This window comes from Mesorhizobium sp. Root102 (assembly GCF_001425625.1).
Taxonomy (GTDB): domain Bacteria; phylum Pseudomonadota; class Alphaproteobacteria; order Rhizobiales; family Rhizobiaceae; genus Mesorhizobium.
Window position 1 is genome coordinate 39,239 of the sequence record NZ_LMCP01000029.1, and the last position, 13,133, is coordinate 52,371.

The window sequence follows — 13,133 nt, forward strand, 5'->3', positions numbered from 1 at the left end:
TGCCATCTTCCTCAACAGCCGCGATATCGTTCGCCTTTCCCAGCTCCGACTCCGATTTCGTACCGGGCCGAAAACGATGTCCCCTCGACGGACGACGTCAGCGAGCATTCTTGACCTGTTCATTCGGTGCTCCGAGAATCGGAAACGAGATGAAGCTGAGTGCGGCGAGGCCGGAAGCGGAAGGTCCTCTTCCGTAAGGGGAAAGTGAACGGGGCCTTCACTAAGAAGAAGGATCGATTACATGCCGAAATCCAGCTCCGCGAGCCGCGCCATCTGATTGCCCGCGGCGTCGAAGTTTTCGCTCATCAACCACCGACTTATTGTGGCCCGACGACGGGGCCACTCTTCTTTCAAGATGGAAAACCAAGCCACGTCACGCTGCCACCCGTCAACGATTGCCGCGCGTCGCCATGTTCCTTCGTAGGTAAATCCTAGATTCTTGGCAGCCTTGAACGATTTCTGATTTTGCGACTGACATCTCCAGACGAGACGTTGATAACCCAACTCATCCATCGCATGACACATCAGCAGAAAAATAGCTTCCCGCGCCGCGCGTGCCCCCTGCAACGACGGGGAGAACCAGATACTGCCGATTTCGATGCTGCTATCCTTTTGATCCACGTCGCAAATTGAAAGCCATCCCTGCGGCGCTTGCCCTTTTGGCTCCACTATCCAAAATGGGTGGTGCGTACGAGCGCTGACCTCCTTAAGAAATATTTGAAGGCTTTTGATTTCTGCAAATGGTCCGTATCGCAGATAGGTAAAACTCTCAGGGGCCGCAACGACCGCCGGCCAGAGAGCGTCAGCGTCATTCGCGCTCAAAGGCAGCAAATCGACATAGTTACCGGCACGCCGATCCTTTATCGGAAAGGGCCAGCTTTCTTGGGAAATCCGAGTGCCGAGCGATGACGTCATACAGAAAACCTATGCTCTTGGACGAACGAGCTCCTCCAACGCCTGTGTCAGAATACAAAGCCGTGGAATGAGCTTCATCCTCAGGCCACTGCCCGCAAGATCGTGGTCCGCGCTTCCCGGCCTTCCGGCGTTGGCATCCCAGGATAATTGTGCGGCTGGCCCTGTTTAAGATGAAGTTCGACCGCCACTCCTGCCGCCCATGCCTTGGTGGCCATGTCGACGCAATCAGGATAAAACAGGTCGAGCGTCCCGGAAAAGATGATTATCGGCGCCAGTCCACGGAAATCGCCATTCAATGGACTGACATATGGGATGGGCGATATGAAGGTCTCCGGCAAAGAGGCGCCCGACTTCGCGTACGCCAGGTATATCATTGACAGGATCCCGCGCAGCAATCGGCACCTGCTCCGGCCGGCTGACGGAAAAATCCCCGCCAGGCGAGATCAACACAAGTCGGCTCGGTTGTGTGTGTCCACGATCTCGCAGCCACTGGGCCGCTGCCAATCCCAACGCAGCTCCGGCCGAATTGCCGACCACTGTCACCTTCACCGCCCCCGCATCTTGCAGGATTTTACGCAACAGTTCGCCCATGGCCGGCACTACCTCTTCTGCGGTGTTGTGGGGTGCCAATGGATAAATAGGAACGATACAGCGTACCTCGGCAGTTCGGGTGAAGTAGCCGACAATGCGCCAGTGGGCGCGAACGATCTCATTGATATAGCCGCCGCCGTGCAGGAAGACCACGATGTTGCAACCTTCACAATGTGCGGCGGGCGCTGTGTGATAGATTGGCCATCCAGCCACGTCCTTTCTCGTCACCTCGACGCCGCGCCCCAGTCCTGTTGGTCCGAAGAGAACCGGCCGCAATGCTAATCGGCGCACGCGCTGTTGCACGGCACCAGCGGATGCCATCCGCTTCTTGACACGAAACAACCTCAGCAACCCAACGAGGATGCGGCTCTGCAAGCTTGGACAGTCTGTGCCCGAAGTAAGCCGTTGCAGCGTTCTTTCATTGCCGCGAACCAAGGGTGCCATTTTTAAGCTCGCTTTCGAATATATTTCGTTCGCTGGCGCGTGCCGACGAGCCTCAGAGTCCAAGATTATGCGAACCCGTTCAATTCAGGTTTAGCGACCATCAAAGCGATGATGAGCGCAAAAAGCGCTATGACGGCTAATCGTCCAGCCATAGCACGGCTGTCGGCGGCCAATGCCTTGACGTCCACTGCCGAGCCGCGATGCCCCATTTGGCCTCGCATCACCCATGGACGAACGAATATGTGCTTAACGGCCATTAGAGCGCCGATAAGCGCGATGGACGCCACCAACCACGGCGTCAACAGGGACCAGCCGCCAAGAACCACAAGGACGATACCGGCGAGGACGCCAGCGCCGGTCAGAGGTCCCGCCAAGCGACTGGCCAAGAAGGCCATTCTTGCCGGTCTTCGGTAGCCTCGTCTTGCCACAAGGAGCAGAAACTCTGCCGCCACGAACAGGAGCAAAGCAGTGCACATGGCATAGAGATGAATTCCCAAAACAGCTCCATAAAGCATTATTCGTCCGCTCGTTCACAAGAATGGTGGACATAATGCGAGCGATGGCTCACAATTGTCTACTCGCATTAGGACGGGAGAAACATGGCGCCTAAGCCGCTTATGAATCCAAGGAAGGGCGCGTCTCAGGAGAGGTCCCGCGCGACGGTCGATGCGCTTGTAGAAGCAACTGCTCGCATTTTGATCAGAGAAGGCTTTGACAAGGCCAGCACCAACCGTATTGCCGTTGAAGCGGGCGTGAGCGTTGGCTCGCTTTACCAATACTATCCTGGCAAAGAGGCGCTCGTCGCCGCCGTCATCGATCGCCACAATCAAGAAATCATGCAGGTTGTCAGGGGGGCGTTCGCGGAGATCGCGTCACAGCCGGTTGAAAAAGCTGTGCGCCGGCTTGTCGCAGTTGCGATCGAGGCGCATAGCATCGACCCCAAGCTGCACCGTGTCCTTGCCGAGCAGATACCCCGTACGGGACGCCTCGAAAATGTGGAAACCTTCAATCGTGAAGCCCACGCCATGTTCAAGGCCTATCTCGAAAGTCACAGAGATGAGTTACGCGCGGCAGATCTGGCACTTGCCGCTTTTGTATGTGTGACCTCGATCGAGGCGCTAGCCCATAATGCCGTCTTGCATAGCGATGGGAAGCTTTCTGACAAAACCATCAGAACGCTCACCGACGAGGCCACCCGTCTCGTGGTCGGATATCTGCAATAGTCGCAGCCACTGCCGCGACGGTAACGGCGTTGAGACTTGGACGAAGCATCTCAAATCCTGATCTCAACCAGTTCGCGCGACGGTCCCGGATAGGGCCAATCAAAGCCTGCAAGATGTCTTCGAGCCGACGCTTGATTTTGTGGTCACCCAGCCCTCCTCGGCGATAGTGCGCTTTTGTATTTTCCAGCGCGTCAGGGTCTTCATCGAACGCATCAAGATAGGTGAAGACTACAATGCCCTCCACCTTTCCGGGATCGTCGATCCGCAGATGGTTCGGGTCCGACATCATCTCGGTCAAGACCGACAGGGCGGTACCATTGCCGCCCGATTCGATATTTTCGCCTTCCCATAGACGCCGGGTAGCCGCCCACATTGCGGAATAACAGCCTGGGCTTCGGGCAGGATCGCCGGTCCCGCTATCGCATTGATCCGACGCACGGTCTCATTTGTCTGTTCGATCAACGGCGCCTGATCCTCGCCCACCGGCACTATTGTCGCCTCGACGAACTGTCGCTGATCGAATGCGGGAAACTGTAGCTCGGCATAGATAGGCATACGTTGAAGCGATCTGCCGATCGGAACTCGATAAGCTGAGACGCAGGCAGATCAGGCTGATCGGCCACCCGCCTAGCTCCACGCGCATTGAATTCCAATGTGCCGTCCGGAATTATCTGTCGCTGTCCGGAATTAAGCCGGGCTGCGGAGGTCGTCTGCGGCGGCATTTCGGCGCTCGTGTAGAAGCCTGAGCACATCGCTGCCGTACGACATGCCGCGAAGCGTGGTCTCTATCCGGGGAAGACGAATGCTGCCGAAGCCGCTGGTCCCGGCAGCGCAATTCTGGAGGAGGTGGCAAAGCGCGCGAAGGGAGGTGTTCTCACCGTAGATAACAATCGCTTCGTAGGCGTCGGCTCCCTCAACGTTGTGTTCCGCGCCGATCCTCACGCAGTCCTCCCGCGTCGGCTGCCCGATCTCGAAACGCATGCCGATACGGCTTTCGATCTGATCCACAGCGTGGGTATCACGCCTCGTGCCCGCTAACCGATGAGTGTTGCCGGCGAGCAGCAAAGCGAATCCGCATCGCTCCTGAACATGCAGCAGTTCCCGCAAAACAGTGGGTGTGAAGTTCTGATATTCGTCCACCAGCAACGGACGCGTCGGGCCGTATCGGGCGCCCAAAAAATTCATGCAATCCTTCGCAAGATCGTATGTGTGCTTGCTGTCCCTTTGGACGCCGTAGGCGTCATGCAGCATCAGGAACATCGGCCTGATAGCCTTGGTATGCTGCGCAACCTCACAATAGGCAGCTCCGCTTTGGGAGGCTATCCAGTTGAGCGCTACAGTCTTTCCGAGTCCGGCTTTGCCGACCGCAAGCACCGGATATCGCATCTTGACCGCCGTATCGAAGGCAGCCCGCACGGTGAGCGCAGCCCGGGTTTCAACGAACATCGTCATCCGACGATCCTCTTCACCAGCTCCATCTGAGCGGCTATGCGCTCGTCCTGTTCGCGTCGGCGCTCTTCGGAGAGCAAAGGCTTCTTCGGCATCACGATCCGCGCCGGCCGCTTCGTCGGATCGTACGAGACGATGCCGACAGGCTCGTTCGGAACCGTCTCAGGCTGGGCTTGGCCGCGGGCGATCAGGCGAGCAGCCACATCGATATCAGGCGCTGACCGATCGAGGTCACGCACCGCCTGCCGATGCACCTTCGCGCGTTCGGCTGATGTTTTTGCGCCGCGCTTGTCGAGCGGATGGAACTCGACATCGGGAGAGGCTATGCCGACTTGTTCACCACGCCGGTCAAGCAATAGCAACTCGGCCGGTGTGTGATAGGCCGGCACACGGACCCAAATCTTCTCGTACTGGTAAGCCTGCAATTCCGGGCATGTCCAATGACGGCCACCGACCGATATCGCACCCTGAACAACCGACCGCTCTTCGGTTCGCGCACATGCCGCGCGCACTTCATCGCGGCTCATCGCAGTCGGCGCCCATCCCGCCTCCAGGTGTTTGCGGAACGTGGCTTCAGGGGAGAGACCTTTGAGCGCGCTCTTTTTGCCCTGCGCAGTGTGATTATAGGTGCGCACGAAGCCTTCTATGGCCGGCACCACATCTTCGAACGCGCCGAACGGAGCCACCGTCCTGCCGATAGCCTCCTGCTTCTTGCTCATTCGGTTGCCGCCGATGTGGCCGCGCGCCGTGCTGAAATAGCGCGTCTCCAGATCGCCGAATAAACGCTCAATCGGCTTTGCGGAGGCGTTGTAGGGCAAAGCATTGATGACGTGGGTTGATCGGGACGGGCCATGGAAGCCCGGCACGGTAAGCAGCATGGCGTCGTCCAGAAAGGCGGCGAAGCCGAATTCTTTACCGTTGTCGACATAGAGCGACTGCGGCATGCCCCACGCTTCGATCATGGCCGCGAAGACTTCGATCACGTCGCGGTTTTGCACGCCGCCGCGCTTTTCGAAAAAGATCAGGCCTATCCAGAGGCGCTGCGTCGCCCAGTCTAGGAAGCCGATCAGCCTAGCAGTGGCGACAGTGCCGTCAGGACGAGTGAGGTGAATGTCGACAGGGTGAACATCGCCGACCACCAGCTCCATCGGCTGCATGCAGGCGACGGTGCGCCGGATACGCGGCCGGCGATCATCGTAAGCCTTATGGTCGCGCTTAAACCGGTGGACGTTTCGGAAGTGGAGTTCCGCTGAGACGAGGTCGGTTGGAATAGAACAAGCGCGCTCCATCACGTTAGGATCGCCGGGGCGGAAGCCCCAGGCCCGAGTCGCGTCGATCAGGAACTTCTCGGCTTCTTGCTGGGTGTGGCCCCACGACATGCCGCCTTTGAGCAGGCCGCGGATTTCCTGCTTTAGGTCCTCCGCGATCTTTGCCTTGGTGGATGCGTCGAACGGGACCAGCTTATCCCACCTCCGGCTTATGACGACACGCTTCTTGCCCCTGTCCGATCGACCATGCCGTCCGACCTTCAAGTCTTCGTCAAAGCGTGCGGCATGGCGCTGCAGCGTCCGCAGGGAATAGCTGACCGCCGTGCCCTCCCAGTTCCGCGTTGGGTTGTCTGCTAGCTCGTCCAGGGCGTCGGTGCGGGCAGTCGATTTGACCGGATGCTGAAGCGCTGGCCTCAGGTAATCGAGCCACCACGTGTGCTCTGCCGTCCTGCCGGTGATTGATTTTGAGTGGTTTTCAACGAGGGTTTGAGAGACCTTTAAACGGTGCTGGTATTCGAGCGGCAGGGACGTGGAATTCACCTGATATTGCTCTCCGGCGTTCCCGCCGCGCCGACCATTGACCTTCCGCACTTCGAGCGAATTTTTTCGCCAGCGACGCCGACGAAGAGCGCGGTGAGCGACTTGCCGCCCAATGCCGACCAGCGCAGAAAACTCAACTGTGGTCAGCCACTCACTCATAGCTAGCAACCTGGCGTCGACGCGGGGCAATTCCTGAGAATTTTGTGGGGAAATGCTACATCGCGAACGTGTAGGCTATTTGACGATCGTCCCAGACCACCTCGCGGAGACAATATCAATGTCACCCGCGGCGAGTGCGGGCGCCACTCGCTCAATGAGGGTTACCAAACCTGTCGCTGGAGGTTACCAATGTGCGTGTTGGTTGGCCTTAGGTTCCCAATCGTGGCTGCAATAGCTCAATCAAAACATCCGCTTAAGGTCAGTCGGGAATTGATTGTCGTTGGGGCACATTGGTAACCTGTTGTCCAAAGGGCATTGGTAACCTCTTTGGGCGAAAGCGGCGGGATATCATCCACTTAGAAGTCCGGCCGGCGACAGATAATTCTGGACTCTTGCCCCTCACGACGACAGATAATTCCGGACGTCATACCACAGTGCCCTTTATGCGACTTTAGAGGCACAAACCATGAACACTGCGGCTGAGTGATTATTGATTTCCAATCGCCACTTAGTCGGCTTGCATGTTCCGAAATGGCCGCATTGGGGCCGTGTCTGGACGGTCCGGTTCTGGTGCACGCTCGGCGGTAAGCTGCCGTTCTGGGTCTGCCCACACTGAAACCTGCCATTTGGTTCCGCTCGCCGTGACGTCGAACCAGATAACCCTGACGACCGAACGGCGCGTAGCGGCTTCGACCGGCTGCAGGTGGTCGAAGCCGAAATTGCATGGACAACGCGGTATCAGTCGTAGACCTTCGGAACTCCTGACGCGATGGCACTTCCGCCCAACGGGCCGCGATCGCGATCAACCTTTATTCTGGGGAGCTGTATGAACCCGAAGCGCCGCACCGCTCTGATCAGCCGGCTGGCGAACGGGATCGGTTACATCGCCACCGATTTCGAGAGGTTCGGCGGCCTGTTCGTCCAGGCCCTGCTTGAGCTGCCGTTGGACCACCGGGGACTGAACCTGATCGGCTATCCTGTCGCAGGCGTCGTGGATACGACGAACGGCGACGGGAAAGTCGTGGTTGAGTACTCCGACCGGAAGGATTACTTCAGCGGGGACATGGACAAGGCGCGCGGCGACCTTGCCCACGCTCTGGGTGGCGCGCCCCGTGCCGAAAAGATCTTCCTTTTATCCGGGCAGCCGAGCCGACCGCAGATCGCGCAGGACTTCGAACGTGCGGTCCTCGGCCTGCCGGAGATGGCAGGCAGGACACTTTATCTCTGGGGCGCGGTGGAGATCGCGACGCAGTTGGTCGACCATCTGATCCTGAGCGATGCGGTGGTCCGCAAGCTCTCCCCGTATCTTCCGGATCTGGAGCGCATTCGGGAGGAGGAAGCGGCGAGCCGAATGGTGCCAGAGCCACTTGCGAGCTGGTTGCCTCGAGACGAAATTGACGCGGCGATAGCCGAGCGACTGAAACATATACCCGTTCTGGCCATCGGCGGAGTGGGCGGTCTGGGGAAGACTGCGACCGCTCAGGCTTTCGCCCATCGGCATCAGGACGAATACGAAGTCCGCATCTGGCTGGACGGCGACGAAATTCGCAGAGTGGATGATCTGCAGGCGGTCCCACTGCTGCGGGCAGGCGAAAGCCGCAACATTGTTGGATTGATGCAGACGTTGCGCTGCTTGCTGGTGATCGACGATGCCCCAGCAAATCTGGATATGATGGCCTTGGAGAGGATCTGCGGCAAGGGCACCCACGTCCTTCTGACCCGACGCTCAACCGACGCGCATACGTTCAACCTACCCATGCTGGATCGAAGCCAGTCCTGGGCACTCCTGGGGCTTGCGCCGGTCAAGTGCCCGGAGGCGGTGTTCGATACGATCTGGCGAACGGTGAAAGGACAGGCCCCGGCCCCGATCCCACTTTGCTCGACATCTCGACATCGCCGGCTTCGACGTCGTCGGTCGATCCGCCGGCCGCGGGCTTCTCGTCGGGTGGCGCGATCAACTTCGCTGCCTCCTCCTTCGCGATAGCGTCCTTGAGCCGGAAGGTGAGGCGCCCATAGAAAGACTCGCGGTATCCTTTGGCGTCGGCGCAGCTCGGATTGCAGATGGCGGTGAAGAATTCGTCGTGCACGTCGTCGATGATGTCCTGGCCGTTATTCATCTTGTTGGTGCCGACGCGCTTGCGCAGAACCCGCTGCACCAGATCGGAGAGATAGCGGGCCGTATCCTCACGAAGGCGGCGATCCTTGCTGCCGGCATCCTGGAAGGCCGCGATGATCGCCTCTGGTGCATATCGACCGAGCTGACCTGCCTGGGTTATCTTGTGCCAGCCGATCGCGTCGGTGGACGGCGGCGACTTCAATTTGTTCGTCGAGATCACCATCGACCGAGGCCCTCGTTGACATTATCTCCAAGTGAAGCGGCCCCAGCGGAGAAAAATGGGAAGCGCCTCTTATCGCACCGCAAAATCGCAAGCAGCTTCCGCGACTCGCTGCAGACCTCTCTAGGCGAATAATTCTCGACGTCTTCCTTGGTCGGGCCCTTTCGCGATCATGCGGTCAACAGCCGCTCTAAGGTCTGGACGATGCGATTGTGCCATGCCGCCATATGCCCGCTCGTTCAATTGAACGATGACCCATAACCGCCGACCGGCTAGACGCATTCACGAGTCGGCCTGCCAGCGCTGGTAGCGCCCTACGGGATCGTGGATGCCCGAAAGGCTCGGTTTGGCCCTCAGCGCCCAGATCTTCCGTGCCAATGCTTCGAGATCTGCGGCGTCCTCGGGGCGCCATCCACGCCGAATAGCCCAAGACTTGATGTTTGCAGATTGGTCGGAGTGTCCCTTGGTTCGGAGAATACGCAAGATCTCGTTTGCCATCGCCTTGTCACGAGGGTGCCCCAGACCGGTCGACAAGTTAATCACGCTGGTTAGCGTTTCGAGGGCGCGCACGAACACAGGGTCGTCTATTAGCGTGGGCGGCGGAGTCTGTTCTGCCTGACCATGCACGATCGCGCCCCAGCGGGCCACCCAGCTGTCCGCCTGTCCGGGGATGTCGGGGACGGCCACTACGCCTGCGATGTTATTCAGACCATCGACATAATCGAGGATTTTCGGCTCAGCATAGTAGACGACAACTACAGACTTACGCGGCGGGTAGCGCCAGGTCTTCATTGTCTCGACATGCAAGCGGCCAACCCCGGACAGTGCAATCGGTCCTTTGGCAAGAGCCTTAACACTAGCCGCTCCTAAGGACCGAGCAAGGCTGGTGTGGTCCAACTGGTGCTTGGTATGCACAAGTAGGATGACATCCTGTACATCCGGTCCGACTCTCTCACAGATCTTCCGGGCGTAACCTAGCGCAAGTCGAAGCGCTTCAGCCTCTTGGCTATCGACGGGCACGAGGATCCGAATGGGCTTAGTCATGTTTCTTCTCTACTGAAACTTCCCTCAAAACAATGAATCCGCACCCCTCCTGTGCAGAATCATCGGCGCTATGAGCATAGCATGTCGCGCGGGCCTAGGTGTTGACGCAGCCATGTCCGCGTCTGGTAGGCGGAAAACGCCAGTAAAGTGACCGAGATGGCGCGTCGCTGCCGTTTGCAACCGCTTCTAGAATGAGGAAGGACGGGCAGTGCGCTGGATGGGGTCAGGCCTCCGTTCACTTGCTATGCGTAAAAATGTGCATATATTGTGCGTATGAGAGGTCGGAGAATTGTCATGGCCCACGCACAGCTAGCACATTCCACGGTGATCTCGGGCTTTGTCGATAGCCTGCAGGAGCCGCGCACACCCTATATCTCGCCGAAGCGCCTGTCGGAGGCGCTGGGCGTGAAGGTTGCCAATTTGGCCCAGTTGACCGGTGTCCACCGCAACACGCTTCGTAATCCGTCATCGGAGCGCTTGCAGGGTCGGATGCGGGAAATGGTGAAGGTGATCTCGGCCGCGACTGAGCTCACTGGCGACGTCGACAAGGCGATCTACTGGTATCGCAACGAACCTATCGCTGACTATAGTCATCGCACGGCGGCCGAACTCGTCGCCGACGGTCAGGTCGAAGCGGTTCTGGCCTTCATCCGGGATCTCGAAAATGGTGCGCGCGGGTGAAAGTCACCCGCGTCGGCCCTGACGAGTTCTTCCATCGCTACCTGACACCCAAATGGGCTTTCCTGCCCACCAGCGGTGCAGGCGCGGCGATAGACGGCGGCCGTTTCAACCGGCCCGGCATCGAAGCGCTTTACCTGTCCCGTTCGACGCAGACAGCGCTGGAGGAATACAAGCAGGGCGCCAGCATCACCCCGCCAGCCACCCTTGCCGCGTACAACATCACGCTCGCCGAGGTGGTCGACCTTTCGCAGGGGTTCGACCCGGCTATCTGGGATGGCTCGTGGAAGGAGTGGGATTGTGCCTGGCGCCAGGTCGCTCGCATCGACAAGAAGATCCCGCCATCGTGGAAGCTCGCGGACCTGGTCGTCACCGCCGGACTTCGCGGCATCCTGTTTCCGTCGCTGCGTCACGCCGGTGGCACCAACCTGGTGGTCTTTCCAGCCAATCTTGTCGAAGGCGATAAGGTCATGGTCCATGATCCCGATCACCGGCTGCCGCACGACCAGTCGTCCTGGCCGTGAGTGATCGAGTGTCCCTGGGATCACAACGCGACGACGCCCCCCGTCACGGCGCTTGGTCTCCAACGGCATCGTCCTTACCGTCGCCCTCCCCGCAAGCCAGCCCGGCTGGAATATCGCCGGCCAGCAGCTTTTCCTTCGACAGCAGACCAGCGTCCTCGAGCGCCTCGAAATCCGGCAGGTCGCGCAGCGTGTCGAACCCGAACTCCAGCAGGAATTCTTTTGTCGTCACATAGGTGTAGGGCGCGCCCGGCGTCGGGCTACGCGGGCCGGAAGCGATCAGGCCGGCACCGCGCAGATGACCAATAAAATCGCGACTGATCTCCTTGCCGAAGAATGATGACAACTCGGCACGGGTGATCGGCTGGAAGTAGCCGATGCACATCAGCACGAGCACCTCTGACTGCGTGAGGTCCACCGTGCGCTCGTTACCGCCGACTGCACTGCGGATAGCGTCTGCATAAGCCGGCCGGGTCAGATGCTTCCAGCCGCCGGCGACGGCGACCAGATCATAGGGTCGGCCGCGGAGTTCCTCACGGATGTCGTCGATGAGGAGATCAATGCTGCAGGTCTTGCCGACGATCCGCGCGAGCGTCTCGCGGCCGACCGGTTCGCTAGCGGCGAAGATCGTTGCTTCGACCCGGTGCATCCATTCACGCCAACGCGCTTCCGGCGGCAGATGATCCAGTTCCCGGTCAAACAGCTGGTCAGCTGATCGACGGTCATCTGACTGGCTCCCTCCTCGCCTGCGCGTCGCCTCGGCCATGGTCGTCACAGCCCGTAGATGCGGAACGCGGTGCGGCCGGAAAGCTCGCGCACGGCGCCGAGTTCGACCAGACGGTCGAACAGCCGGCGCAGCCCACGGTCGCTCATGCCTGCGATCTTTTCCGTGGCGACGATCGCGTCGTCGGAGAGCAACTTTTCCACGACGACGTCCGCCGCCTTGGCCCTGAGTTTCGGCGCAACGGCAAGCAGCCGGTCCGCGCGGCGCTCGAGCTCAGCGGACAGGTCAATCGCGCGCAGCGCAGCGCGCGCCTGCGCGGCCAGCAGAGTTTTGGCCCGATCGGATTCCGTTTCGGCACCCGCAGCCAGGGCGGCAGTCACTGGGCGGCGCGGCCGGCCCATACCCACAGCTAAGGCCGCCTCGCCGCCCAGCAAAGGGATTGCATGCGTCCAGCCCAGCCGCTGCGCCAGCAGGGCGTCGGCAAGCCAGGCTCCAAGGGCGCGCCCCAAGCCGTGGCGTTCGGAGATCGCGATGGCGCCGGTCATCATTGCCGCCGTCCCGTCCCTGGCGGCGAGCTGCCGCAGATCGTCCACTAGATCGCTCACGCCCTCGTCATTGCGCGCAAGGCCGAGGTCATCCAGCAGCGTGCCGATGTTTTTTTCCGTCAGCAGTTTCTCCGCAGGCGTTCCGACCAGCCGGCGCCAGGCGAAAAGCAAATGACCGGCGGGGCCGACATTGTCGCCCGGTCGTGTAAGCAGAAGGGCATCGCGCAGTGCGCTTTCATCCTCGACGCGGCCAGCCTGCTTTGCCGTTGCAGTGGCCGCGGCAAGCGCCAGCCGCTGCCGCCAGGCGCCGGCCCACCGCTCCTGCCGGCGGACCACCGCGTCGAGCACGCCGATGGTGGCGCCTGCGGCGAGTGCCACGTCTTCAACATCTTTTCCCGCATGACTTTGCGCATCCGAGATGGCCCGGCGCAGCCAGGCCGGCACCGCTGCCATTGGCACGGTCGGAGAGGCACTGGCGAGCGTGGCGTATTGGCGCGGAGAGGGTTTGGGACGCAGAATCATCGAAAGCAGGATGAATCACGGCGGCGCTTTTAGCAACAGAAATGGACAAAAAGCGCTGTGCCTGTCGTGGCGACACAACGAATGATAATGTTGCATTATCGTTCGTTTTGCGATCTGTATGAGAAATGGCCATTGTCGTTCGTTTTTCACCGGCGGACAGCCTCGTTTAGGCGT

14 protein-coding genes and 1 pseudogene are annotated in these 13,133 nt (G+C 59.9%); 5 read left to right on the plus strand and 10 right to left on the minus strand.

What is annotated here, in order from left to right; genetic code table 11:
- Positions 1-237: 237 nt before the first annotated feature.
- From ASD12_RS21670 to ASD12_RS21685, 4 genes are all read right to left on the minus strand, one after another.
- Positions 238-915, minus strand: coding sequence for a GNAT family protein (locus ASD12_RS21670; RefSeq protein WP_082525599.1), 678 nt, complete (start codon positions 913-915; stop codon positions 238-240).
- Between the two features lie 80 nt (positions 916-995).
- Positions 996-1,253: an alpha/beta hydrolase gene (locus ASD12_RS35465; RefSeq protein WP_244482936.1), complete on the minus strand. Its 258-nt coding sequence runs from the start codon at positions 1,251-1,253 to the stop codon at positions 996-998.
- Positions 1,141-1,950 carry an alpha/beta fold hydrolase gene (locus ASD12_RS33385; protein WP_244482937.1) on the minus strand — a complete coding sequence of 270 codons (810 nt, stop codon included), beginning with the start codon at positions 1,948-1,950 and terminating at the stop codon, positions 1,141-1,143. The genes ASD12_RS35465 and ASD12_RS33385 overlap by 113 nt, the downstream gene beginning before the upstream one ends.
- Before the next feature lie 65 nt (positions 1,951-2,015).
- Positions 2,016-2,465, minus strand: a complete 450-nt coding sequence (locus ASD12_RS21685) for a hypothetical protein (RefSeq protein WP_056590797.1) — start codon at positions 2,463-2,465, stop codon at positions 2,016-2,018.
- Between the two features lie 84 nt (positions 2,466-2,549).
- On the opposite strand from ASD12_RS21685, the gene ASD12_RS21690 reads away from it, so the two are divergent.
- Positions 2,550-3,173, plus strand: a complete 624-nt coding sequence (locus ASD12_RS21690; RefSeq protein WP_056567473.1) for a TetR/AcrR family transcriptional regulator — start codon at positions 2,550-2,552, stop codon at positions 3,171-3,173.
- Positions 3,174-3,249: 76 nt separating this feature from the next.
- Here the strand turns inward: ASD12_RS21690 and ASD12_RS33390 are convergent.
- The 3 genes and pseudogenes from ASD12_RS33390 to ASD12_RS21705 form a co-directional block, all read right to left on the minus strand.
- A pseudogene (locus ASD12_RS33390) lies at positions 3,250-3,674 on the minus strand (tryptophan--tRNA ligase); the annotation flags it as partial.
- A gap of 186 nt (positions 3,675-3,860) precedes the next feature.
- A complete protein-coding gene (locus tag ASD12_RS21700) occupies positions 3,861-4,625 on the minus strand; it encodes an AAA family ATPase (protein ID WP_156398634.1) in 765 nt (254 codons plus the stop codon).
- A complete protein-coding gene (locus tag ASD12_RS21705; protein ID WP_156398635.1) occupies positions 4,622-6,589 on the minus strand; it encodes a hypothetical protein in 1,968 nt (655 codons plus the stop codon). Before ASD12_RS21705 ends, ASD12_RS21700 begins: the two co-directional genes overlap by 4 nt.
- An 826-nt stretch (positions 6,590-7,415) precedes the next feature.
- Here ASD12_RS21705 and ASD12_RS34285 point away from each other — a divergent pair.
- Together ASD12_RS34285 and ASD12_RS34290 are read left to right on the plus strand one after the other, a co-directional pair.
- Entirely contained in the window at positions 7,416-8,573 is a 1,158-nt protein-coding gene (locus tag ASD12_RS34285; RefSeq protein WP_156398636.1) for a hypothetical protein, read from the plus strand.
- 97 nt (positions 8,574-8,670) lie between these two features.
- Complete coding sequence (locus ASD12_RS34290) at positions 8,671-9,060, plus strand: hypothetical protein (protein WP_156398637.1); 390 nt, start codon at positions 8,671-8,673, stop codon at positions 9,058-9,060.
- A gap of 147 nt (positions 9,061-9,207) precedes the next feature.
- Here ASD12_RS34290 and ASD12_RS21725 read toward each other — a convergent pair whose 3' ends face one another.
- Positions 9,208-9,717, minus strand: a complete 510-nt coding sequence (locus ASD12_RS21725) for a hypothetical protein (protein WP_140560108.1) — start codon at positions 9,715-9,717, stop codon at positions 9,208-9,210.
- Positions 9,718-10,263: 546 nt separating this feature from the next.
- Between ASD12_RS21725 and ASD12_RS21730 the strand changes: the two genes are divergently transcribed.
- On the plus strand, positions 10,264-10,650 hold the full coding sequence (locus ASD12_RS21730) for a hypothetical protein (RefSeq protein WP_027026471.1): 387 nt from the start codon (positions 10,264-10,266) through the stop codon (positions 10,648-10,650).
- A complete protein-coding gene (locus ASD12_RS21735) occupies positions 10,647-11,171 on the plus strand; it encodes an RES domain-containing protein (RefSeq protein WP_056590822.1) in 525 nt (174 codons plus the stop codon). Before ASD12_RS21730 ends, ASD12_RS21735 begins: the two co-directional genes overlap by 4 nt.
- A gap of 43 nt (positions 11,172-11,214) precedes the next feature.
- Here the strand turns inward: ASD12_RS21735 and ASD12_RS21740 are convergent, their stop codons facing one another.
- Together ASD12_RS21740 and ASD12_RS21745 are read right to left on the minus strand one after the other, a co-directional pair.
- Positions 11,215-11,934, minus strand: coding sequence for an SMC-Scp complex subunit ScpB (locus ASD12_RS21740; protein WP_056590825.1), 720 nt, complete (start codon positions 11,932-11,934; stop codon positions 11,215-11,217).
- A 5-nt stretch (positions 11,935-11,939) separates the two neighbouring features.
- Positions 11,940-12,890 carry a DUF1403 family protein gene (locus ASD12_RS21745; protein WP_244482938.1) on the minus strand — a complete coding sequence of 317 codons (951 nt, stop codon included), beginning with the start codon at positions 12,888-12,890 and terminating at the stop codon, positions 11,940-11,942.
- Positions 12,891-13,133: the final 243 nt, after the last annotated feature.

What these genes read in the sequence shown, in the direction of transcription:
- ASD12_RS21730 (WP_027026471.1), top strand. Translation starts at nt 10,264, where the DNA reads ATGGCCCACGCACAGCTAGCACATTCCACGGTGATCTCGGGCTTTGTC.
- ASD12_RS21705 (WP_156398635.1), bottom strand. Translation starts at nt 6,589, where the DNA reads ATGAGTGAGTGGCTGACCACAGTTGAGTTTTCTGCGCTGGTCGGCATT.
- ASD12_RS21670 (WP_082525599.1), bottom strand. Translation starts at nt 915, where the DNA reads ATGACGTCATCGCTCGGCACTCGGATTTCCCAAGAAAGCTGGCCCTTT.
- ASD12_RS33385 (WP_244482937.1), bottom strand. Translation starts at nt 1,950, where the DNA reads ATGGCACCCTTGGTTCGCGGCAATGAAAGAACGCTGCAACGGCTTACT.
- ASD12_RS21690 (WP_056567473.1), top strand. Translation starts at nt 2,550, where the DNA reads ATGGCGCCTAAGCCGCTTATGAATCCAAGGAAGGGCGCGTCTCAGGAG.
- ASD12_RS21700 (WP_156398634.1), bottom strand. Translation starts at nt 4,625, where the DNA reads ATGACGATGTTCGTTGAAACCCGGGCTGCGCTCACCGTGCGGGCTGCC.
- ASD12_RS21740 (WP_056590825.1), bottom strand. Translation starts at nt 11,934, where the DNA reads ATGGCCGAGGCGACGCGCAGGCGAGGAGGGAGCCAGTCAGATGACCGT.
- ASD12_RS21685 (WP_056590797.1), bottom strand. Translation starts at nt 2,465, where the DNA reads ATGCTTTATGGAGCTGTTTTGGGAATTCATCTCTATGCCATGTGCACT.
- ASD12_RS21745 (WP_244482938.1), bottom strand. Translation starts at nt 12,890, where the DNA reads ATGGCAGCGGTGCCGGCCTGGCTGCGCCGGGCCATCTCGGATGCGCAA.
- ASD12_RS21725 (WP_140560108.1), bottom strand. Translation starts at nt 9,717, where the DNA reads ATGAAGACCTGGCGCTACCCGCCGCGTAAGTCTGTAGTTGTCGTCTAC.
- ASD12_RS34285 (WP_156398636.1), top strand. Translation starts at nt 7,416, where the DNA reads ATGAACCCGAAGCGCCGCACCGCTCTGATCAGCCGGCTGGCGAACGGG.